Source organism: Clostridium sp. CTA-1, from assembly GCF_054768215.1.
This window is the reverse complement of record NZ_BAAAAP010000011.1, coordinates 70,671-94,949: the sequence shown is the minus strand read 5'-3', so window position 1 is coordinate 94,949 and position 24,279 is coordinate 70,671. Positions and strand designations below refer to the sequence as shown.

The 24,279-nt window shown below is 30.7% G+C and carries 21 protein-coding genes and 1 riboswitch; of the genes, 17 read left to right on the top strand and 4 right to left on the bottom strand.

Annotated elements, in window-relative coordinates:
- The first annotated feature begins 290 nt into the window (after positions 1-290).
- From ACYUEW_RS11100 to ACYUEW_RS11055, 10 genes are all read left to right on the top strand, one after another.
- Positions 291-1,505, top strand: a complete 1,215-nt coding sequence (locus ACYUEW_RS11100) for a CaiB/BaiF CoA transferase family protein (RefSeq protein ID WP_003485199.1) — start codon at positions 291-293, stop codon at positions 1,503-1,505.
- Positions 1,506-1,567: 62 nt separating this feature from the next.
- Complete coding sequence (gene hadB, locus ACYUEW_RS11095) at positions 1,568-2,800, top strand: (R)-2-hydroxyisocaproyl-CoA dehydratase subunit alpha (protein WP_003485202.1); 1,233 nt, start codon at positions 1,568-1,570, stop codon at positions 2,798-2,800.
- Positions 2,800-3,927, top strand: a complete 1,128-nt coding sequence (hadC, locus tag ACYUEW_RS11090) for a (R)-2-hydroxyisocaproyl-CoA dehydratase subunit beta (RefSeq protein WP_460276765.1) — start codon at positions 2,800-2,802, stop codon at positions 3,925-3,927. Before hadB ends, hadC begins: the two co-directional genes overlap by 1 nt.
- Before the next feature lie 504 nt (positions 3,928-4,431).
- On the top strand, positions 4,432-5,565 hold the full coding sequence (gene acdB, locus ACYUEW_RS11085) for a putative isocaproyl-CoA dehydrogenase AcdB (RefSeq protein ID WP_003485205.1): 1,134 nt from the start codon (positions 4,432-4,434) through the stop codon (positions 5,563-5,565).
- A 39-nt stretch (positions 5,566-5,604) separates the two neighbouring features.
- Positions 5,605-6,390: an electron transfer flavoprotein subunit beta gene (etfB, locus tag ACYUEW_RS11080; protein WP_061326530.1), complete on the top strand. Its 786-nt coding sequence runs from the start codon at positions 5,605-5,607 to the stop codon at positions 6,388-6,390.
- 18 nt (positions 6,391-6,408) lie between these two features.
- A complete protein-coding gene (locus tag ACYUEW_RS11075) occupies positions 6,409-7,458 on the top strand; it encodes an electron transfer flavoprotein subunit alpha/FixB family protein (protein ID WP_257412449.1) in 1,050 nt (349 codons plus the stop codon).
- A 309-nt stretch (positions 7,459-7,767) separates the two neighbouring features.
- A complete protein-coding gene (locus ACYUEW_RS11070; RefSeq protein ID WP_460276764.1) occupies positions 7,768-9,492 on the top strand; it encodes a YkvI family membrane protein in 1,725 nt (574 codons plus the stop codon).
- 76 nt (positions 9,493-9,568) lie between these two features.
- Positions 9,569-10,342 (top strand): 2-hydroxyisocaproyl-CoA dehydratase activator HadI, encoded by a 774-nt coding sequence (gene hadI, locus ACYUEW_RS11065; protein WP_003493879.1) that lies wholly within the window; start codon positions 9,569-9,571, stop codon positions 10,340-10,342.
- Positions 10,343-10,638: 296 nt separating this feature from the next.
- A complete protein-coding gene (locus ACYUEW_RS11060) occupies positions 10,639-10,854 on the top strand; it encodes a hypothetical protein (protein WP_021106870.1) in 216 nt (71 codons plus the stop codon).
- Positions 10,845-11,579, top strand: a complete 735-nt coding sequence (locus tag ACYUEW_RS11055) for a protein kinase family protein (RefSeq protein ID WP_043032071.1) — start codon at positions 10,845-10,847, stop codon at positions 11,577-11,579. The genes ACYUEW_RS11060 and ACYUEW_RS11055 overlap by 10 nt, the downstream gene beginning before the upstream one ends.
- A gap of 67 nt (positions 11,580-11,646) precedes the next feature.
- Here ACYUEW_RS11055 and ACYUEW_RS11050 read toward each other — a convergent pair whose 3' ends face one another.
- Positions 11,647-12,969, bottom strand: coding sequence for an APC family permease (locus ACYUEW_RS11050; protein ID WP_106900593.1), 1,323 nt, complete (start codon positions 12,967-12,969; stop codon positions 11,647-11,649).
- 340 nt (positions 12,970-13,309) lie between these two features.
- The gene (locus ACYUEW_RS11045; RefSeq protein ID WP_460276763.1) at positions 13,310-14,209 is read right to left on the bottom strand and encodes a hypothetical protein; all 900 of its coding nucleotides are present in this window, start codon (positions 14,207-14,209) and stop codon (positions 13,310-13,312) included.
- 212 nt (positions 14,210-14,421) lie between these two features.
- Positions 14,422-14,521, top strand: a riboswitch (purine riboswitch).
- Positions 14,522-14,646: 125 nt separating this feature from the next.
- On the opposite strand from ACYUEW_RS11045, the gene ACYUEW_RS11040 reads away from it, so the two are divergent.
- From ACYUEW_RS11040 to ACYUEW_RS11025, 4 genes are all read left to right on the top strand, one after another.
- Positions 14,647-15,990, top strand: a complete 1,344-nt coding sequence (locus ACYUEW_RS11040; protein WP_003493868.1) for a nucleobase:cation symporter-2 family protein — start codon at positions 14,647-14,649, stop codon at positions 15,988-15,990.
- Between the two features lie 257 nt (positions 15,991-16,247).
- Entirely contained in the window at positions 16,248-17,600 is a 1,353-nt protein-coding gene (locus ACYUEW_RS11035; RefSeq protein WP_460276762.1) for an amidohydrolase, read from the top strand.
- 266 nt (positions 17,601-17,866) lie between these two features.
- Entirely contained in the window at positions 17,867-18,898 is a 1,032-nt protein-coding gene (locus ACYUEW_RS11030) for an alpha/beta hydrolase (RefSeq protein ID WP_460276761.1), read from the top strand.
- Between the two features lie 167 nt (positions 18,899-19,065).
- Complete coding sequence (locus ACYUEW_RS11025) at positions 19,066-19,512, top strand: helix-turn-helix domain-containing protein (RefSeq protein WP_025775917.1); 447 nt, start codon at positions 19,066-19,068, stop codon at positions 19,510-19,512.
- Between the two features lie 80 nt (positions 19,513-19,592).
- Here ACYUEW_RS11025 and ACYUEW_RS11020 read toward each other — a convergent pair whose 3' ends face one another.
- Entirely contained in the window at positions 19,593-20,045 is a 453-nt protein-coding gene (locus tag ACYUEW_RS11020; protein WP_460276760.1) for a staygreen family protein, read from the bottom strand.
- A gap of 726 nt (positions 20,046-20,771) precedes the next feature.
- Between ACYUEW_RS11020 and ACYUEW_RS11015 the strand changes: the two genes are divergently transcribed.
- A complete protein-coding gene (locus ACYUEW_RS11015; RefSeq protein ID WP_003399282.1) occupies positions 20,772-21,641 on the top strand; it encodes a PhzF family phenazine biosynthesis protein in 870 nt (289 codons plus the stop codon).
- A gap of 568 nt (positions 21,642-22,209) precedes the next feature.
- Here ACYUEW_RS11015 and ACYUEW_RS11010 read toward each other — a convergent pair.
- On the bottom strand, positions 22,210-22,674 hold the full coding sequence (locus ACYUEW_RS11010) for a GNAT family N-acetyltransferase (RefSeq protein WP_460276759.1): 465 nt from the start codon (positions 22,672-22,674) through the stop codon (positions 22,210-22,212).
- 210 nt (positions 22,675-22,884) lie between these two features.
- Here ACYUEW_RS11010 and ACYUEW_RS11005 point away from each other — a divergent pair, with 210 nt between their 5' ends.
- Both ACYUEW_RS11005 and ACYUEW_RS11000 read left to right on the top strand, forming a co-directional pair.
- On the top strand, positions 22,885-23,007 hold the full coding sequence (locus ACYUEW_RS11005) for a hypothetical protein (RefSeq protein ID WP_460276758.1): 123 nt from the start codon (positions 22,885-22,887) through the stop codon (positions 23,005-23,007).
- A 259-nt stretch (positions 23,008-23,266) separates the two neighbouring features.
- A complete protein-coding gene (locus ACYUEW_RS11000) occupies positions 23,267-23,803 on the top strand; it encodes an adenylate kinase family protein (RefSeq protein WP_025775921.1) in 537 nt (178 codons plus the stop codon).
- The last annotated feature ends 476 nt before the right edge of the window (positions 23,804-24,279 follow it).

Here is a 24,279-nt window from a genome sequence, read left to right as displayed (position 1 = left end):
TCAAAAATGAAAAAATAATGAGTAAAATTGTTAATTTTTTAACTATTTTTTCAACATTAACAGAAAAGATTTTATTTAATCAACAGAATAAATCATTTTAACCTTAGTTATTTAATTGGATTTAGTACAAGTTTACTTTTAAATTATTTAATTAAATTTGCCTTATATTTAATGAATTTTGGTACAAGTTTATTATTTAGCTGAATTTGGTACAAGTTTACCTTTTAAAAGTAAGGCAAACTTAGCCATTTCAATATAGTAAAGTTTAATATTTAAGGAGGAATGTTAAAATGACAAAAGAGGGATTAGCTTTAGAAGGTGTAAAAGTAGTTGAATTATCAAGCTTTGTAGCAGCTCCAAGTTGTTCAAAATTATTAGCTGATTGGGGAGCTGATGTAATTAAAATAGAACCAATTCAAGGAGATAATATAAGAGTTGTAGGTGGAGTATATAATTCACCAGCAAGAGATGATGAAAATCCTATGTTTGAACTTGAAAACGGAAATAAAAGAGGCGTTGCAATAAATACTAGAAGTGAAAAAGGTAAAGAGGTATTAGGAAAATTACTTAAAGATGCAGATGTTTTTGTTACAAATGTAAGAGAAAAGGCATTACAAAGAAGTGGATTATCCTATGATCAATTAAAGGATAAATATCCTTCATTAATACATGCACATATATTAGGATATGGAGAAAAAGGGCCACTTAAGGATAAGCCTGGATTTGACTATACTGCATATTTTGCAAGAGGAGCTGTAAGCACATCTTTAATGGAAAAAGGAACATCACCAGCTAATACCAATGCAGGTTTTGGTGATCATTATGCAGGCATGAGTTTAGCAGCTGGTATATTAGCAGCACTTCACAGAAAGACATTAACTGGAAAAGGTGACAGAGTTACAGTAAGTTTATATCACACAGCTATATTTGGTATGGGATTAATGATTACTACAGCTCAATACGGAAATAAAATGCCATTATCAAGAAGAACTCCAAATAATCCATTAGCAACAACTTATAGATGCAAAGATGATAGATGGATACAATTAGCATTGCTTAAATATGATGCATGGTTCCCTAAATTCTGTAAGGAAGTAATAAATAGACCTGACCTAATAGAAGACTCAAGATTTAACAAACAATCTGAAGTAGTAAAACATGTTGAAACTTTTGTTGGAGTATTAGAAGGAGAATTTATTAAAAAAGATTTAAAGGAATGGGCAGATTTATTAGATAAGGCTGACTTACCATATGAAAAATTACAATATTGTGAAGATATATTAGAAGACGAGCAAGCATGGGCAAACGACTATTTATTCAAGACCACATATGACAGTGGAAATACTGGTGTATTAGTTAATTCTCCTGTTAAATTTAGCGAAGCTGGAATGAGACCATATAAAGCTGCACCAAAGATTGGTGAAGATACTGAGGCAATTTTGACATCATTAGGATACAGTAAAGAAGAAATAGAAGAAATGAGAAAAGAGAATGCAATAAAATAAATTAATGTAAGTTTTTAGATGGAGGGTATAAAAACTTAGATCGAGAAAGGGGAGGAATATAAATGGCTGATAAGAAAGAGGTCAAAAAGAATGCAGCAAAAATGATTAATGGTATATTAGCTAAATCTTATGCGGATGCTTGGAAGGCAAAAGAAGAGGGAAAACCGGTTGGTTGGTCAACTTCTGTATTCCCACAGGAATTAGTAGAAACTTTTGGTTTAGACGTATTATATCCAGAAAACCAAGCCGCTGGGGTTGCAGCTAAGAAAGAGTCCTTATCACTTTGTGAGGCTGCAGAAAGTGCTGGATATTCAATTGATTTATGTGCATATGCAAGAACAAATTTTGGACTTCTAGAAAAAGGTGGATCAGAAAACTTAAACATGCCAAAGCCTGACTTTATATGCTGCTGTAATAATATTTGTAATCAAGTTATTAAATGGTATGAAAACATTGCAAAGGAATTAGATATACCACTAATAATGATTGATACTACATTTAATAATGAAGATGAGGTAACAGAAAATAGAATTAAATACCTTAGAGCTCAATTTGAAGAGGCTATAAAACAACTTGAAAAAATTTCTGGAAAGAAATTTGATCCTAAGAAGTTTGAAGAAGTTATGAAAATCTCCGCTGAAAACGGTAAGCTTTGGAAATATTCTATGAGTTTACCATCAGGATCTTTCCCATCACCAATGAATGGATTTGACTTATTTACTTATATGGCTGTTATCGTATGTTATAGAGGCAAAAAAGAAACTACAGAAGCTTTCAAATTATTGATTTCTGAATTAGAAGATAATATTAAAAATAAAGCAACTTCCTTTAGAGGAGAAGAAAAATATAGAATTATGATGGAAGGAATTCCATGCTGGCCATATATAGGCTATAAGATGAGAACTTTAGCAGGTTATGGTGTTAACATGACTGGAAGTGTTTACCCTCATGCTTGGGCTCTGCAGTATGAAGTAAACGATTTAGACGGAATGGCTAAAGCTTACAGTACTATGTTTAACAATGTTAACTTAGAAACAATGTGTAAATACAGAATAGATTCCTTAATAGATGGAAATTGTGATGGAGCATTCTATCACATGAATAGAAGCTGTAAATTAATGAGCTTCATTCAATATGAAATGGAAAGAAAAGTTTTTGAAGAAACAGGTATACCATATGCAGGCTTCGATGGAGACCAAGCAGATCCAAGAAACTTCAGTAAGGCTCAGTTTGAAACAAGACTTCAAGGCCTAGTAGAAGTTATGGAAGAAAGAAAGAAAGGAGGAAACAAATAATGGATAATATAAAAAATATTTTATCTAAATTAGAGGGAATTGTTAAGAACCCTAAAAAAGTTGTTTCAGATTATAAAGAAAGAACAGGGAATAAAGTAATAGGATGTTTCCCAGTATATACTCCAGAGGAAATAGTATATGCAGCAGATATGCTTCCAATAGGTATCTGGGGAGGCGATGTTGAAGCTAATTTAGCTAAACAATATTATCCAGCATTTTGTTGTTCCATAATGCAATCCTGTATGGAATTTGGCTTAAAAGGGATATATGAGGGATTATCAGCTGTTATTATTCCCGGAATGTGCGATACATTAAACTGTATGGGACAAAATTGGAAATTTGCTATTAAAGATATTCCATATATTGCATTAGTTCATCCTCAAAATAGAAAATTAGAAGCTGGCGTAGAGTATTTAGTTGAAGAATATAAACATGTAAAAGCAAAAATAGAGGAAATAAGAGGAAAAGAAATAACTGAAGAAGAAATGCAAAATAGTATAGAGATATACAATGAACATAGAAAAGTGATGAGATCTTTTGTAGATGAAGCGGCTAAACATCCTAATACAATAAATAACTACCAAAGAAATTTTGTTATTAAAAGTGGATTTTTTATGAGAAAAGATGAACATACAAAAATAGTAAAAGAATTAAATGAGCTATTAGCTATGCTGCCAGAAGAAAAATATGATGGTAAAAAGGTATTAGTCACTGGAATACTTCTAGATTCAAAAGAAATGCTTGATGTTTTTGAAGAAAATAAATTAAGAATAGTAGCAGATGATTTAGCTCAGGAAAGTAGACAGTTTAGAACAGACGTACCAGAAGGAAAAAATGCATTAGATAGATTAGCAAGACAATGGTCAAATATTGAAGGATGTTCTTTGGCATATGATCCTAAAAAGATTAGAGGTTCAATGATTGCAAAGGAAGCTAAAGCTAAAGAAATAGATGGTGTAGTATTTGCAATGATGAAATTCTGTGACCCAGAAGAATATGACTATCCAATTGTTAAAAAGGATATTGAAAAAGAAGACATCCCTACAACTATGATAGAAGTAGACCAACAAAACAAGAGTGTTGAACAAATAAGAACAAGAATTCAAACCTTCTCAGAAATATTATAGACATAATTTCATACTAAGTTAGAATTTTAAATTTTGATAAAGGCTAGAAAATTATTATTTATTTAGATTTAATAAGCTGATTTCTAAGCTTAAGAGGGAGTTTTTACTCCTACTAAAGCTTAGGAAATGGTTATCCAGGGACGTAACTACTCTTTATTCCCACTTTAAAAAAGAAGAAAGTATTAGAGCAGGCAGTCATGGGATAAATGCTTATTTAGGCATATGGATAACTTTATGGGGAGTATTAGGCTTATAGATTATAAGATAAAAATATTTTATATAAAAATAATTAAATTTCCTTTTATAAATTATGTAGTGATTTTTCACTAAAAGTTTTAATATGTGAAGTTCTTTTATTATAGATTAGCTAAAAGAAAAGACATATTAGAAGAATTAATATGAAATTTTTAAAACAGTATATGGGTTTATAAATAAATATTTTACAAGATTAAAATGAAAAATCACTACATTTTATTGAAGGTTTAAATTTAAAAGGAGGAAAGTATGTTATTTAAAAAAGAGCATGAACTTTTAAGAAAATCCGTAAGGGATTTTGTAGATAGGGAATTAAAAGATATTCCAGAAGAAGTTGATACTGAAGGGAAATTACCTAAAGAGTTATTACAAAAACTTGCACAATATAAATTCATAAGTCCAGTAATACCTAAGGAATATGGTGGAGCTGGAGCAGACTATGTATCATACTGCATAATAATGGAAGAAATCAGTAAAAGATGCGCATCTACTGGAACTTTTATAACAGCAGGAGCATCATTGGTAGCATTACCTTTACTTAATTTTGGAACAGATGAGCAAAAAGAAAAATATTTAAAGCCTCTTGCTAAAGGTGAATATATTGGATCTTTTGGACTTACAGAACCAGGAGCAGGATCTGATGCTGGTGCTGGCCAAACTACAGCAGTTTTAGAGGGAGATCATTATATTTTAAATGGAAGAAAAACATTTATTACAAATGCACCTATTTGTGACTTCGCTATAGTAACAGCAATGACAGAAAAAGGTAAAGGGTCAAGGGGAATTTCAGCCTTTATAGTTGAAAGTAAGTGGGACGGATTTTCAACAGGTGCTCATGAAAATAAAATGGGAATTAGAGGAACTGAAACAGCGGATTTAATATTTGAAAATGTAAAAGTTCCTAAAGAAAATCTTATTGGAAAAGAAGGCAAAGGATTTAAGATAGCTTTAAATACTCTTGATGTGGGTAGAATTGGAGTAGCAGCTCAAGCTCTTGGAATAGCTCAAGGGGCTTTAGACGAAGCTGTAAAATATGTTAAGGAAAGAGTTCAATTTGGTAGACCTTTAGCAAAATTCCAAAATACTCAATTTACAATTGCAGATATGGAGACAAAGGTTCAAGCTGCAAGATGGCTTGTGTATGATGCCGCAGAAAAGAAAGACAATGGTATAAATCCAGGGGTTGAATCTGCAATGGCTAAATATTATGCAGCAGAAATTGCAAATGAAGTAGCTTACAAAGCATTACAATTACATGGTGGATATGGATTTATGAAAGATTATCCAATAGAAAGAATGTATAGAGATGCTAGAATTACATCTATATATGAAGGTACATCTCAAGTTCAGCAAATGGTTATTGCTGCAAAAGCTCTTAAATAGTTATATATTGAGAAATAAACAAAATTGGAGGTTAAGAATTTGAGGATAGTAGTATGCGTTAAGCAAGTTCCAGATACAACAGAAGTAAAGATAGATCCTAAAACAGGAACATTAATAAGAGAAGGTGTTCCAAGTATATTAAATCCAGATGATGCAAATGCACTTGAGGAAGCTTTAAAAATGAAAGACAAAGATGAAAATGTAACTGTGTCAGTGGTTTCAATGGGGCCACCTCAAGCAGATGTTATGTTAAGAGAATGCCTTGCAATGGGAGCAGATGAGGCTTATTTAGTAAGTGATAGAGCCTTTGCAGGTTCTGATACCTGGGCTACTTCAAAGGTTATTGCATCAGCAATTAGAAAGATCGGAAACTATGATATTATATTCGCGGGAAGACAAGCTATAGATGGAGATACAGCACAGGTTGGACCACAAATTTCAGAAAAATTAGGTATTCCACAGGTTACTTATGTACAAGACTTTAAAATAGAAGAGGACAAAATAACAGTACAAAGACAGCTAGAGGATGGATATGAAATAATTAGGGTCAAAAAACCTGCTCTTTTAACAGCTGTAAGTTCCCTTAATGAGCCTAGATATATGGCTGTGGACAAAATATTTGATGCCTATAAAAAGGAAATAAAAGTTTTAACTATAGATGATTTAGATATAGATAAAGAAGGAGTAGGTCTTAAGGCTTCTCCAACTAAAGTGTTTAGATCCTTTACTCCAGCACCTAAAGGTAAGGGTGTTATGCTAGAAGGATCAACAGAAGAGATGGTTGAAAAATTGGTTGTAAGTTTGAAACAAAAGCATATTATATAAAAATGATCGGAGGGTAATATGGATATAAAAAAAGATTTAAGTAGTTATAAAAATGTCTGGGTAATTGCAGAACAAAGACAGGGAAAAATAACTCCTGTAGTTATAGAGTTATTAGGAGAAGGTAGAAAAATAGCTAATGATATTGGAGTAGAATTGTGCGCAGTTTTACTTGGATATAATGTTGATAATTTAGCAGATGAATTAATAAAGTTTGGAGCAGACAAAGTTTATTATGCAAATGATCCATTATTAGAGAAATATACTACTGACGGATATGCAAAGGTTATAGTTGATGCGGTAAATGATATTAAACCAGAAATTGTGCTAATTGGTGCAACTCATATAGGAAGAGATTTAGCTCCTAGAATAGCATCAAATTTGGATACTGGGTTAACAGCTGACTGCACTAAGTTAGAAGTAGATCCAGAAGATAAAAAACTTAAACAAACTCGTCCAGCCTTTGGGGGAAATATCATGGCTACAATAATATGCCCTGATAATAGACCTCAAATGTCTACAGTAAGACCAGGAGTTATGGATAAAGCTGTAAAGGATGAAAATAGAAAGGGTGAAATCTTAAAATTAAGTGCAGATTTAATTAAGGATGATATAAGAACAGAAGTAGTTGAAATAGTTAAATCTAAAAAAGAGTTAGTATCATTAACAGATGCAAACTTTATTGTATCTGGGGGACTTGGCCTTGGAAATCCTGATGGATTTAAATTATTGAAACAATTAGCTGATAGATTAGGGGGAGTGGTTGGATCTTCCCGTGCAGCTGTAGATGCTGGCTGGATTGAAAATTCACATCAAGTAGGGCAAACAGGAACAACTGTAAAACCAACAGTTTATATAGCTTGCGGTATTTCAGGAGCTATACAACATTTAGCTGGTATGCAAGAGTCAGATATTATAGTTGCTATAAATAAAAATGAATCAGCTCCAATATTTGAGGTAGCAGACTACGGAATAGTGGGAGACCTATATGATGTAGTACCTAAGTTATTAGAATTATTAGATGATGATGATCGTATTACTAAGCTATTTGAACAAAGCAAAATAGTTTAAAATAAAATTATTTCATAAAATTAAGTATTCCATACTATTTATTTTATAGTATTTATTATAAACCTCCCTATTCTAATATAGAAATATTAGAATCAGGGGGGTTATTATAAAGATAATTCTAATCTTCAGGTGGAATTTTAAAATCAATTGAAAATTAGAAAGGTAGTATTTAAAGATATATCACATCTTATGAGATTATTAGCTGTGATAGTTTTAAAATAAAACAAATTTCAATATTTAAGGATTGTCTTAAGAGGGGGACAGAATATAAAAATTATGCCCAATTTAATATGTATGGGGGAGAATAATATGAGTGAAAATTCAAAATCTAAGGTAGGATTCTTAACTGCTTTCCAGGTAGCAGCAGTATGGTTTGGAGCTCATGTGGGAGGGGGATTTGCAACAGGTAACCAAACAATGAATTTTTTTGTTAAATATGGTTGGCATTCTATATGGTTACCTGCAGTTATAGTTATAATTATAGGTTTAACTTATAGAGAATCATTAATATTAGCAAAAAACTATGGAACCTATGACTATAAAAGTTGGTCAAAAAAGATGTATGAACCCTATGACAAAGTCTTTTCTGTTATTTTTGAAATAGGATATTTAATGATAGTATTATTAGGTACAGGAGGATCTATAGCAGGTTCCGCTTCTTTAATGGAGAATTATGGTGTTAATTATTTAGTAGGGGTATTAATCACAGGCGGCATTTTTTATATATTAACTATATATGGATCTGAATTAATAAGAAAAGCTTCAACTATTATAACCGTTCTAATATTAATATTTTTAACAATCATAGTAATTGTAGGTATAGTTAATAATTCAGGGAATTTATCACATCTTGTTTCTACAAAATATTCACCTTCATCCTTTGGAACAGTTTTGTATAGCGGACTTCGATATGCTGGTTATCAGGCCTTCGTCGTTGCTATTGTACTAAGTGCTAGTGACACTTTAAAATCTGATAAAGCTATTAATAAGTCAATGACTTTAGGTATTATTTTAAACGGTGTGATGATAACATTATCCTGCATAATGTTACTGGCATGGATGCCGGGAGCTCAAAAGGAAACTATACCGATTTTATATATATGTAAACGTTTAAATAGTGGGTTTTTATTATTTTCTTATTCAGTAGTATTATTTTTAGCCTTTGTATCCACAGGTATAGGATGTGTCTTTGGAGCAGTGGCTAGATTTGAACATGTTTTTAAGAAACCAGAAAATATTAAAAAAAGAAGAGGATTAATTTCTCTTGTTTGTATGGTGTTATCTATGGCAATTTCCCTGTTTGGATTAACTAAAATTGTTGTTGTAGGCTATGGATATGTGGGAATAATCGGTATATTCGCTGTAGTTATTCCGTGTATAGTTGTAGGAAGAATAAAAAACAACAGATTTAAAAAAGAGAAGGAAAGTATATTATTAGAAGAGCAAAATGATATATCAAATGAATATCAAAACAGTGCATCAGTAGAAGATAAAAGTGACATGTTAAAAGAAAAAGATAGTGCGTTAAAAGAAGAGCAAGATAATATATCCAAAAAAGATAAAGACATTGCATCAAAGGAAGACAAAGATGATGTGTTAAAGGAAGAAGACAGTGAGTTAATAGAAGACCAAGATGATATATCGGAGGAAGATGAGGAAAACGTGCCAGCAGAAGGTCCAGATAATACATTAAAGGAAAATAAGGAAAGTATATCAGTAGAAGATCAAGTTGATGTGCTAAAGGGAGAACAGGACAGTGTACCAGAAGATGCAGATGATACATTGGAGGAAGATAAGGAAAGTGTGTCAATAGAAGATCAGGATGATATATTAAAGGAAGAACAGGACAGTGTATCAGAAGGTGAAGATGATACGTTAAATGAAGATAAGGAAAACGTGGCAGTAGAAGGTCAGGATGATATGCAAAAAGGAGATAAAGAGAGTATATCAATAGAAAAGGAAAAAAGTACAGATGACGATGCATCAAAGGAAGATGAGGACAATATATCAGTAGAAGATCAAGATAATATATAAAAAAAGATGGTATATCAACTGTAGAGTCTGAATAACAATTATTATACTAAAATATCTTAAAAAGGGGGATACACATATGTATACAATGGGATTGGATATAGGTTCTACTACCTCTAAGGGTGTTATTATAAAGGATGGAGAGGAAATAGTTGCTAGTGTTTTAGTACCTGTTGGAACTGGAACCAGTGGACCTCTAAAATTAATAAAAGAATTAAAAGAAAAATCTAATTTAACAGAAAAGGACATAGAAAAAACCGTAGTTACAGGCTATGGTAGAATCCAATATAAAGATGCTGACAAACAAATAAGTGAATTAAGTTGCCATGCTAAAGGGGTGGCATTTTTAATACCAGGTGCAAGGACTATAATAGATATTGGTGGACAAGATGCTAAGGCTATGAAGTTGAATAATAAGGGTAAACTTATAAATTTTATAATGAATGATAAGTGTGCCGCTGGTACAGGAAGATTTTTAGATGTTATGGCAGGAGTTCTTGAAACGGATGTTTCTAAATTAGGAGAAATATCAGAAAAATCTACAAAGGAAGTTTCAATTAGTAGTACCTGTACTGTGTTTGCTGAATCAGAGGTAATTTCTCATCTATCAGCAAATGCAAAAAAAGAAGATATTGTAGCAGGAATTCATACCTCTGTAGTAAGACGTGTATCAACTCTTGCCATGAGAGTAGGTATTGAAGATCAAGTAGTTATGGTAGGTGGAGTAGCTAGAAATAAAGGAATAGTTAAAGCTATGGAAAAGGAACTAGGCCATGATATAAAAGTACCAGAATTAGCACAATTAACTGGAGCATTAGGCGCAGCTATATATGCTTTTGAGGAAACAAAATAGATTTAATTGAGAGGGCAAAGATAAAAAGTACATTCATAAACTAGTTCATTTTATGTACTTTTTATCTTTGCTGCATTAAAATTAAATATGTTTTTACAGAGACTTTTAAAATATTATTTTCTAAGATGTAAGTAAAATATGAATACAATTCACTTCCCTAAAATGGGAAATAATATTTTGTAAAGATAGTTAAAAATAAGAGCTTTTTAGGATATAATATAAATAAATTAAAAACAATGAAAAATTATTGCAAAGGCTAAAAGTGTTAAAGTTTAATAAACATGAGGAGGAACTATATGAGTATATTATCTAAAATTTTTAATTTAGTTAATTCATCTAGTAATGGATACCATAAGAATAAACATAGAGGAAGTAGTTATTATAAAAAACACCATAGATCAAAATCAGGATTTTTGGGGTCTATGATGTCTGTATTTTCTTCAAAGAGCAGATCTTATTCACATTCATATAAAAGGCATAACCGCCGAAAAAAATATAGTTCATGGTCATAAAATTTTTTAAAAGAGACACTAAATATTTACCAGAGCAAAAAATTCATGGATATACTGTTCTAAAAATACTTGGAGAAGGTAGGTTTGGAATTTGTTACTTAGTCCAAAGTAATAATAAACAGTATATATTAAAACAATTAAAAACAAAAATGTTAAAAAAGATAGGAAGTAAAGTTATTTATGAACAAGAAATATTAAAGAATATTAATCATAACTGTATTCCGAAATTTATAAAAACATTACAATTTGAAAAATTTTTTGGATATGTTTTAGAATACAAAGAAGGCAAAACTTTTGAAGAGATTATTTGTGAAGATGAATATGTTTTTAAAAGAGAAGAAATCTATCACATATGCATTCAAATTATTGAAATTTTAAAGTATTTGCATAAGAGTGGAATAGTACATAGAGATATAAGAATTCCAAATACAATATATTATAAGAAAAAGGTTAATCTAGTAGATTTTGGATTAGCTAGATGGATTAATAATAAGAGATACACTGAGAATGTAGACTTTTCATATTTAGGAGATTTCTTATTACATTTATATTATACATCCTTTCAATGTAAAACTTTTAAGGGAAAGCCTTGGTATGAGGAATTGGATTTATTTAGTGAAGAAATGAATTTTTTAAAAAGATTATTAGGGATTGAGAAAAAATATAAAAATATAGAAGAAGTAGAAAGAGATTTCTTATTATTAAAAAGTAATTATAATAAGTAAGATGCAGTTTAAAGTAAGGTTGTGTGTCAAAATAAAATTAAGTCTATTTTGACACACTCTATTTAATTTATTTCTTCTTATTATAAAATAGTAAACCGGAAAGAAATACAAAAACAGAAATACCTAAATCAATTATTACAGAAGGTTTAGAAAGTCCACCGTATACAACAATTAAAGCTCCCATGAGGGCAAGGGAAGGAATAACAAATCTTTTTATAAATGATAAGTCCTTCATTTTCATCATATATGCAATATAAATAATAATATAAATCCCATATATTAAAGCTATTGGTAATTCTGAAATATCTACAAACATCTTATTAGGAAATAGTCCTTTAAAATTCATATACCAAACCACTAAATAAATGCAAATTAAAATAAAGTTTGCTATAGTAGAATTAGTAGGTATATTAGTTTTACTATCTAATTTAGAAAAAGCCTCTGGTTTAATACCTTGACCACGGATAGCCAAAGAATAAAAGGAGCGAGATCCTCCAAGTATAAGACCATTAAGAGTACCTAAACAGGATACTATTATAAATATTGTAAGAATAGATGCTCCAAAGTTTCCAAATACAGTCCTAGCAGCCACATTTACAGTATTGTCTCCTTGTTTTAAAATAGTTTCAGTAGGTATCATTCCTACAATACCCAGAAAATATAAAATATATATAATAACTATTACTAATGAGCCAAATACAAGAGCTTTAGGAAGAGTATTTTTGGCATCTTTAATTTCACCATTAATTGTTGTTGCAATAATCCATCCTTCATATGCAAAGGCTGCTCCTAATACAGCAGCTGCAAAACCACTTCCACTGTCACCTATAGTAGATACTTTAGAAAAATTTTCAATTAAAATTCCATTATTGAGTCCTTGAAATGTACCCAATATAGCGATGAGCATTAAAGGAACTAGTTTGATTGCTGTTGAAGCAATTTGGAATTTCCCTGATAGTATAGGTGAAATATAGTTCAAAATATATATGCCTATCATATATATTGCGGCCATAATCCATACAAAATTACCATCTTTATTAAATAAAATAGCAGTATAATTACCAGCTGCCCAAGCTAGTACCGCAGCTATTGCTGGATAATAAATAATTCCATTAAACCATCCTATTAAATAAGCAAATTTTTCTGAAAGCATACCCTCGGCATAATCAACTATCCCGTTAGATCTTTCAAATCTATTAGCACACTCTGCAAAAACTAAGGCTCCAAAAATCATAGAAATTGCTCCTACTAACCATGCAAGTAAGGCTGTTTTTACATTTCCACCTGAAGCTATAAGAATATTATCAGCTTTAAAAAATACACCAGATCCGATTACTATACCAATAACCATGGAAACTGTTGTCCAAAGCCCATATTTCTTTTCTAACATACACACCTCTCCTTTTCTTTAGTATTTCCTAATAATTAAAAAACTTAATAACTATATGAAGTAGTTCAGACTAAATCAATGAAATGTATCTATTCTGTGAAGAGAATTTGATAAATTTTACTATGATACAATAGTAAAGTTAATTAGGAATTGAGTTTTATTATATAGAGTTCTATAATTTTCGTCAATGATTTTTTGATTTTGGGCTTTATAAAGGAATATTATTAATATTGTGGAAATTAACAAACGAATTTTTAAGCTTAAGAGTAAGGTTTTATTCCCTCTTAAACTTAGAAATCCTTATACAGTTTTTCAAAAGCAAATAGCTATTATACAATAATTATCTTATATCTAAATTTAATCCTTTTACATATAAAACTCTTTTAGAGAAGGTTCCATGAACTACAGTCATATTTGAATTTTCATGTATGAAAAGTGGTCCATCTACATAAAAGGTTATTTCTCTTTTGTTTTTATAATCTGTTACATAAACTTTATAATATATAACATGACTGTTTTTATTATGATGTTCAGTTATACCAGTACACATTCCAGTTAGAGAAGTCTGTAGTCCCAAAAGTCCTTCTAGCCAAGATAATACATCTGGAAAAAGTAAAATTAAAAGGGGGAATGAAAACAAGTTGCCTTTTGAAATAAATATACCGTACACAAGAGCAAGGTCATATAGTAATCGTGAAGGCCCTTTCCATCTATTTTTAAAAGGTACATTTATGTGAGGGGAATACCAAATTTTAAATCTCCATAGGAAACTACTTTTTTCACAGCTTTCATCAATATATCCGCAAGCCTTTTGCCATTGTAATTGTCTATCTGTTAATTCTAGAGCCATTATTTTTTTAGTTAATATAAGAATTCCAATATATATTATTTCCATTACAAAGGATGATAGGATTAGATCTAGGTTTTTTAAAAGAAAAATACATACTAAAATATACGTTATAAAAAACATATTAACTAAATATAAAGGCTTAATTCTCATACTTACTTGTGTCTTTATTTCTTCATCAATATTAATTTTTTTCTCAACAGCAATGACTACACAAAGGAATAATATGGAGTTGAGAGTGAAAAGAACTACTGATCTCATAGTTAAATCTCCGAAGAGTTTTATATTGAAGCCTTTATTATTTAAATGAAATATTGAACTGTAAACTATATTGAAAATTAATATACATAGGTAGAAAGATCTTATACTTTGCAAATTACGTTTATTACTCATAGGTCACCTCTAAAATATAATTGATATAATCATTTTATCACAAAATTTAATTATAGTATTCGCTATAATTGTTAACGTTTTTACAATTTTATATGTTAATATTCGTAAAAATCATTGACTTAAAAGGTTAATTCTGCTAATATCAAGTTACAAATTCTATTAAATAATATATTGTTTTATTTAAAAGGTCGAGAGACTTATTTATATATAAAGACATAATTAAATAATTTGCTCATATAATTCCTGAATATGGAGGGAAGTTTCTACCAGATAACCGTAAATTGTCTGACTATGAGTGGAATCCTACTTAATTATTATTTTTAAGTATATATTTTTATTATCTAAAATAATGAGCGATAAGGTTTTCATTTATAGTGTGAATACCTTATGGCTTTTTTTATTATTATGAGCATGAATTTTACTAGGAGGACTTTACAATGAAAAACACTAAAGATACTAATTTAATTGTTGGAATTGATGAAAAAATTAGCTTAAGATACGCCTTTTTTCTAGGTTTACAACATGTTTTTGCTATGGATTTATACATAGTTCCTATAATATTGGCAGGTATTTTATCTCTTGATGCCCAAAATACAGCCTATTTTATACAAATGAGTTTTATAGCCGCTGGAATTGCTACACTAATACAAACTGGTTTATGCATGCGGTTACCTATTATGCAGGGACCTTCCTATATTCCTATAGGTGCCTTAGCTGCCATCGGAAGTAAGTTAGGATTACAAGCTATGGTTGGTAGTTTAATTCCGGGTTCGCTATTTTTAATGATACTTGGTTATCCATTACGTTTTCTCTCAAAAATAATTTCTAAATTTATTCCACATATTGTTGGAGGTACTGTTATTGTAATAGTGGGAATATCTTTAATGCCTGTGGCTATGACTAATATTTTTACTGCACCGGGTAATTTAAAAATAAATTGTATCCTTGCTCTTATTTCATCAGCTTTATTAGTCAGCTGTATGATGATAGGACGTAAATCCAATAAGTTTGGCAAAGCTGTTCGACTTACATCTGTAATGATTTCATTAATTGGTGGTACTATAGCAGCTTCATTATTAGGAGTCGTAGATTTTACACCTGTTACAAAGGCAGCTTGGTTTTCATTCCCTAAATTATTACCCTTCGGAAAACCAGTATTTGATTTAAAAGCAATTTTAACTATGTTATTTATTTATGCAGTTATTTTAGTTGAAACCTCAGGAACTTGGTTTGCAGTTTCTGCTGTTACAGGAAGCGAATTAACAGATGAAGGTTTAAATAGAGGTGCTGTGGGCGAGGGAATTGGCTGTTTTGTAGGTGCATTGTTTGGTGGTACTCCAATGACAGGCTATTCCACAAATGCAGGCATTATTGCGGTAACAGGTGTGGGTAGTAGAATGGCTATTATTGCTGGAGGAATCATATTAGTTGCCCTTGGTATGTTACCTAAATTAATGAATGTAATTGCTTGTATACCTAGCGCAGTTGTTAGTGGAGTTTTTGCAGTAGTTTGTGTAATTATTGCTATGAATGGCTTTAAGTCAATTCAACATGAAGAATTTGATGAAAGAAATATGTTATTAATTGGACTACCTATTCTTTTAGCACTTGGAACTACTGTTTTACCTAAAGATATCTTAAATAGTTTGCCAAGTCTTGCAAATTATATTTTTTCCTCTGGAATTACAGTAGGAGCTTTGGCTGCAGTAATATTAAATATACTTTTACCTAAGGCACCCGTAGAAGTATCTAAATCACAAGAATATGAAGAGGCCGTGTAGAATTTTTATCCGATGACAAACCCTTCTAATACTTTCATCGCACTCTGTGAAAGCGATTCGTACCAAATCGAAGATTTGGACTCTCTGCTTTTCTTCAAAGTGGGAGTAAAGAGCGGCTACGTCCCTGGATAATGAGTTCTAAGCTTCAGTGGGCGTAAAAAACTCCCCCTGAAGCTTAGAACTATGTTTATATTTAAGTTTTACTAAGTTTCATTGAATTATATATATAAATAGAGATAGATAAAGGAGAATATATTATGAATCAAATTTTAATAAAAAATGGTTATATTATTACAATGGATTGTTCAAAGAGAATATTTGAGGAAGGTGATATTTTAGTTGAGGATTCTAAAATTATTGCTATAGGTAATGTGGAATCTGAATTAATTAAATCTAATGTTGAAATTATAGATGCTAATGGAAAAATCATAATGCCTGGTTTAGTAAATACTCATGTGCATTTATCTCAACAATTAGCTAGAGGCTTAGCTGACGATGTAGATCTTTTAACTTGGCTTCGCAAACGTATATGGCCTTACGAAAGCAATATGGATTTAGAGGATTCTTATATTTCTTCACTGGCCTGTTGTACAGAACTAATACGTTCAGGTGTTACTACTTTTTGTGAAGCTGGTGGACAAGAAGTAGATGGCATGGGAAAAGCCGTAGAAGAAGCAGGACTTAGAGGTATTCTTTGTCGCTCTACTATGGATTGTGGTGATGGTTTACCATTAAAATGGCAAGAAACCACAGAGGAATCTTTAGAAAAACAAGTAGAGTTACTTGAAAGGTGGAATGGTAAAGGAGATGGACGCATTAAGTATTGGTTTGGCTTAAGAACTATTTTTAATACTACAGATAAATTAATAACTAAAACTAAAGAACTAGCAGATAAATATAAAGTAGGTATTCATATGCATGTTGCTGAAATAGAAGAGGAAGTTAGATATGCAGAAGCAACTCGTGGTGAAACCACTGTTCAGCATTTAGCTAAATTAGGGGTATTAGATAAAAACTTTTTAGCTGTACATACAGTATGGCTTACAGAACAAGAAATTGATTTATTTAAGCTTCATAATGTAAAAGTATCCCATAATCCTGGTGCTGCAATGAAAGTTGTTTTAGGTTTTGCACATATTCCAGAAATGCTTGAAAAGGGAATCAATGTTTCAATCGGAACTGATGGCGCTCCTTCTAATAATAGAATGGATATGTTTGATGAAATGCATTTAACCTCATTAATACATAAAGGTAGAAGATTGAATCCAAAGGTTGTTCCTGCTGATGAAGTATTAGAAATGGCTACAATGAATGGTGCTAAATGTGCCCTTTGGGAGGATGAAATAGGTTCTTTGGAGGTAGGAAAAAAAGCAGATTTAATAATCATTAACCCTAAATCCATTGGCAGCCTTCCGATGCATGATCCAATTGGAAATATAGTATATTCAATGCACTCTAGTGATGTAGAATCTTCTATGTGTAATGGTAAGTGGTTAATGAAGAATAAAGTATTATTAACTATAGATGAAGAGGATATTATTAGAGAAGCACAGGAAAAAGCAACAGCTTTAGTTAAAAAAGCAGGTATTGTCTTACTAAAACGTTTTTAAAAATAGAAAGAATCATCTTTAAGCAGATAATTATAGTTTAAGGATGATTCTAATATTTTTTGATAAAATTTATATATTGATTAACATAGGTATAGTTTATTCTTTTTGTAAATGTTTTTTATATAAGGAACCTAAAGTTCCATATTCTAAACTAGAAATTAATGTTCAAAGATTTTAAGTATATTAAGATACGTAAGGGAAAAAATATATAAGTAAATTTAGTTATTTTTATTGCAGAATTTTTATAGTGGATGGAGGTAAATGAAGTGAAAAAAGTAATTAAAGTAGTATCAGTTATTCTAGTTATACTTGTAATAGCAGGATTTTTTATTATTAAGAATTTAACTGAGACCAAGGATGGTAAGCTTAATATGTATGTTGCTGCAAACTTGCAGTTATATAAAATTCTTAATCCTAAATCACTCAATAGTAAATCAATTGAAGAAACTAGAGGAGCTTTAAATAAGCAATCAACTAGGTGGTCAAATAAACCTATACCATTTTCCAATATTAAAAACCTTCATATAAAAATGAACAATGAAAAAATACCAGTACGAATATATACACCTGAAAAGGGTAGTAATTTCCCTATAATCATTTATTCACATGGTGGTTTCTGGATTGGAGGAAATGTTGATACTATTGATGGAGTTTGTAGAAAGCTTTCACAGAATACAAAAGCAATTGTAATATCTGTAAACTATAGGCTTGCTCCAGAAAATCCTTTCCCCGCTGGTCTTAATGATGTATATAATGTGCTTCAGTGGACTTATAAAAATGGAAAAAGCATAAATGGAGATGAAAAACATATAGCAGTTGTAGGAGACAGTGCAGGTGGAAATCTTTCTGCTGCAGTTTCATCAATGTCACGGGATAAAAATGGACCTCCTATAACATGTCAGGTATTAATATATCCATCTACAAATATATCTGAACTGAACAGTAAATCTTGGTCTTATTTTTCTAATAGCTTTAATGTTTCAACAGAGGATATGGAAAAGTATATTTCAATTTATGCACTAAAAAAAGAAGATAGAAAAAACCCTTATGCATCCCCACTTTTATCTAAGGATCTTAGAAAATTACCTGATACACTCGTAGTGACAGCAGAAATTGATCCCCTTAGAGATGAAGGGGAAGCTTATGCTAATAAACTAAAAGAATCTGGGGTTAAAGCAGAGGTTACTAGATATAAAGGTATTACTCATGGATTTATTACAATGGATAAGATTACAAATAAAGCAGACGAAGCATTAAATCAAATTTCTTTATATATACAAAAAGAGTTTCAAAAATAAACTTAATATAATTATTTTATTACAAAGTTTATTATAAAGGATGTTGCAGAGATAAAAGTTAAGTTTAGTTGACAAATTGCCATCTTTACTTGATAGAAAAGATTTTTAATGTCTAGTATACTATAGTTAAAAGTTAACTTGAAATAGAGTAAAGGCTGGTGAGAATTATGTCATTAGGAGAAAAATTATTATATTTGCGTAAAAAGGCAGGTTTATCACAGGAAGATGTTGCTGAAAAATTAAGTGTATCCAGGCAAACAGTAAGTAAATGGGAAACAGATCAAACGGTTCCTGAACTTAATAAAGCAAAATTACTAAGTGAACTTTACAATGTAAGTTATGACTACCTTATTAGTGAAAATTATATTAGTGGCGATGTTACTGGTATTGAAATGATAGTTGATGAAATTGACTGGACAGGTGCATGGAGTAAAAAGTACCCCATTTTAGCTTCATATACAGGTATAAAAGGAATAAATACTTATAGTGAAAAGATATCTGAGCTTTATGATAGTTTTAAAAATGATTTCGGATTTAACGATACAGATACTGTTTTGGTTTTAAAAGATATTTTATACCAAAAATATAAAATGGAAAAAAAGAAAACCAAATAAAATGAGCATACTTTATAGAGAAAAGCTCTCACATTGTGAGGGCTTTTTATAAATGCTTTTTATGATCATATTATGTTTTATCACTTTTTCAAAAAATAATCTGAAAAAGTACCCCATTTTTCTATTCTATTAAAGCTAGGATAAGATGAGATAAAGTGCACTATTATTGGAGAATTATCTAGTTTGGGGTGAAAACTAAAAAATTTTCTATCACCATATCTAATAGCCTCTAAAGCAAGAGGTAATTCACGCCTAAAGATATGATTTCGTACACCTGTAACAATTGGATTATTTCCATCTACATGTAGATACACATGAAATAAGTAGTTTTTTTCTTTTTCAATCCATTCACCAAGAACCTCATCCCGCATGGCATCAATTTTATCATAGGCATAGGTTAATCCAATAGTTAAAAAAAGTTCTGCGGTTATGTCAGAATGAGTAAGGGTGTAGCGTCTTCCTAGAATAGGTTCTGTGCTAGTTACTCCATCTTTAAATTCCACTGAAAGTTTTTCAGGGTTCAATTTGCTCATTTAATCCCTTCCCGTACAATATTTCTCATAGGATTATTATATGATTAGGTTAAGGAAGTTGTCATTTAGGTATCTATAAAATCTATTATAATATCATTAGCGAGAATATTGAAATAAATAAAAGAAAAGAACAAAAATTTTTCCAACCGACTTCAAGTTGAAAATTTATCGAAGCCATTGATATATAAGGGCTTAGGTTAGGTTTTTTATGTAAATTTGAAAATATCCTAATCGGTTGGAAAATTTTATTTATAACCTTGTAAAATCAATGGTTCTATGATATTCTTCAAATTAAGGAATGGCTATTTTACTATGGTTGAACATTAACATGAGATGTATTTAAATATAGAAAACATTAGCAAACATTACTAATATTTAGATGTTGAACATTAACATGAGATGTATTTAAATCTTTTTTTAACCTTGCTTAAATTCACCCATACTTGGTTGAACAATAACAAGGGATGCATTTAAATTTGTACACAATCTGATTAATTTGCGACACAAGCATTGAAAGTAAAAATGCGAACGATGTTCTTTGAAACTTGAATAATACAGCGTTAAAAAATCAAAGATGTTCTATAGTTATTGTAAAATTAACCATATAAAACTATGCAAATATGATATAATTACTATTAATTAATTTAAAATAGTAACTAAATGTGATACATTAGTAATTTAGTACAAATAAAAAATCCATGCAGAAATTTTAAGGAGAAATGTTTTATGAAGGTAAAAGCTTATACATTAAATTCATTTGCAAAATGCATAGAGGGAGGAAATCCTGCTGGAGTTGTGATTAATGCAGACGATCTATCAGAAGATAACATGAAAAAGGTTGCAGGTATAATTGGTTTTAGTGAGACTGCTTTTGTCATGAATTCAGACTTGGCAGACTTCAAGGTGAGATTTTTTACACCTAATGAAGAAGTTGATATTTGTGGTCATGCCACGATAGCAACCTTCAGTACACTCTTAAGCCAAGGACGCATTGAACCAGGTAAATACTTTCAAGAAACCAAGGCCGGAGTTTTAAGTGTGGAATTAAAGGAAGATTTATCAATTATGATGAATCAAAATACTCCAAGCTACTATGAAACAATATGTAAACAAGAAATTGCAGATTCGCTGAACATTACTACAGCTGAAATGAGTGAGGAGCTACCAATACAAATCGTATCTACAGGCCTTAGGGATATACTTATACCTATTAAAAATATAGATATGGTAAATGCTATAAAACCAAATTTTGAAAAGGTATCAAGAATTAGCAGTAAATATAATACAATTGGTTATCATATTTTCACACTTGAATCACTTAACGGCTCAAATGCCTACTGTAGGAATTTGGCACCCCTCTATGGAATTCCTGAAGAATCTGCAACTGGTACATCCAATGGTGCCCTTGCATGTTATCTATTTAAATATGGTAAAATTAAATCTGACAATACTAATCATATAGTTATAGAGCAAGGTTATTCAATGGAAAAGCCTTCAGAAATAATTGTTTCCTTGATAACTGAAGGCAAAGAAGTTATTGAAGTTAAGGTTGGTGGAAAAGCATTAAATTTGTCTGAAATAGAGGTTGAAATATAACATCTAATCTAAAAGTCACTAATGAAGTACAAAGTATAGGAAGAAAAGAAATCAATAGATTCACATTCTTCTTGTTTAATGAAATGATTGAAAAAACGAACGAGTTATCAAAACACTGTATTATTCAAATTTGAATTTTACAGTGTTTTTACGTCGTAATACAATTATATTGTAAAGTTGAACAATAACATGAGATGTATTTAAATTTGTGCACAATCTGATTAAAATACGACATAGATAGGTCTGAATTTAAGGAGGAAATCATATTGGACTTTGGAAATGTAATGATGGAACTGTGGTTGAAATGATATTTAATGAACAGGGTGATTTTGTAAAGTTTGGTGATGATGTTTCCAAGAAATATGCTGAAAAAGCTAAGAAAGAAATAAATTTTTATATGAAAAATAACTATGAGAGTAGTCGCAATCAAAAATAAATATGGAACAATATATAGTTTTAGAACACAAGGGAAAGAGTGGAGCATGTAGGGGTTGTATTTACGTTGGAGTACATGCCTAATCCGGCTTCCTTGGAAGCCGGATGTGATGATATGACGGTCATGCTTACTTTATTCAAGCGAATAGTCATAGCGAATGAAGCCTTTGTGATGCGCAATCTTGTCATAGAGAACACGAGCGTTGGCATTGTCTTGGTGAGTTTGCCAATAGAGTTTAGAGGCATTATGTTCGCGTGCAGCTTGAGCTACTTGCTCAATGAGTGCGCGAGCTACCCCACGCCCACGGGCAACTTCATCGACAAAGAGGTCTTGTAGGTAACAGACTTTTCCCATCCAGATAGTGCGATGGAACAGGTAGTGAGTGATACCAATCAAGTTTCCTTGAAGATATGCGCCAAAACCGAAGATTTCATCGGAGTTCAGCAAGTGGTTCCAAACTTCATCGTATTCGGAGTCGGAGAGCTCAGTATCGTAAAAGGTTTTGTAACTTCGAGCCAAAATGTTCCAACGGTTACGGTCAGCTGCTCTTAGCGGCTCTATGTCAATTATAATTTGTTGATTCGATATTCTCGTCATCTAACAATCATCCTCCCAATCATAGTAATTGCATTTAACTAGTTAATTGTAGTGTGCAATATACGATTTTCACGGCTCCAGAGATATTTGAATTAAATATCGCGCATGTTTAATTTTACCATACATTTGACACAAATAATAGAATTGAATTCTTCACTAAAAACTATTAGACACGTTTCAAATATTAGGGGTAACAAGGAGTAAGAAAGAATGGCGGAAAGTGTTCTTTGGAAGTATGATAAAGAACTTGTGATTGCATACTTTTGTTCAAGTTGCAAAATGTTTCTTTATGACGTGGGAAATTGCAGGAAATGCAGTCAAAAGTTAGATTGAGATAATAAAAATGAGTATAAAGGAAAAGTTAAGTGAAGTTAATTTACATTATGAAATAAATGCGACGTAAGTTTTAATTTCAGACTACGAACAATGTTCTTTGAAAACTGAATAATACGGTATTAAAAAATAAAAGTTATCTCAAGTATATTGAAAATTAGTACAAAAAAGTGGCAAATATGATAAACTTTTCTTATGAGCTAAGTCATAGTTGTAAATTATTCTGAACAAAATTATTTATTTTTTAGGAGCGAAAATGATGATAATATGGATAAATGGCTCTTTTGGAATTGGAAAAACAACAATATCAAATGAGTTAAATAAAAAAATAATAAATTCTTTTATATATGACCCTGAAATGGCAGGAGAATTTATTTGGAATAATTCTCCCGATTGTATTAGCAGAAAAGGAGACTTTCAAGATATACCATTGTGGCGTGATTTTAACTATCAGATGTTAAAATATTTACATGAAAATTATTCTGGAACAATCATAGTTCCAATGACATTGGTAAATAAAGAGTATTATAGTCAAATTATTGATAGATTGATTACTGATGGGATTCTTATTCATCATTATATCTTGGAAGGTTCAAAATCTATTATATTAAGCAGATTGTTAGAAAGAGGTGAAGCAGATAATTCATGGGCTTCCCAGCAAATAGATAGATGTTTAATTTCATTTGAAAAAGACATTAGAGGTATAAAAATTGATACAAATAATTTGAGCATTGAAGAAATAGTTATGTTTATTTTAGAAGAAAGTTATGATCATATAAATTCTCAAAATGAATAAAACATGTAGTTAAGATATTTCGTAATGTTCTTATTTAACGTCACAAATAAAAAAACGAACAGTTTACTCAAACACCGCATTATTCATGAATTGAATTTTGAGGTGTTTTTATGTCGCAATACAAACATAATAAGCAATTTGAAATAAAAGCGACGTAAATCTTAAAATTTAAAGCACAAACAATGTTCTTTGAAAATTGAATAATACGGTATAAAAAGTAAAGTTGACCCAAAGGTATAGGAAATTAATCAAGCTGAATCTTACTATAAGGATAAATTATTTTCCAAAAATAAAGAATAAGATATTACAGTATGTTAATTTGAATAGTTATAACATAATCTATAATTTACTACATTTAAGTTCCTTTTAGATGCAATTATTTTGGGGTTATTGACTTGTAGTCTAAAGCTACACCATAAGAAGATTCATTAAACACATGTGGAAGAACAAGTAATAGATACAGCACTTGCTATTGA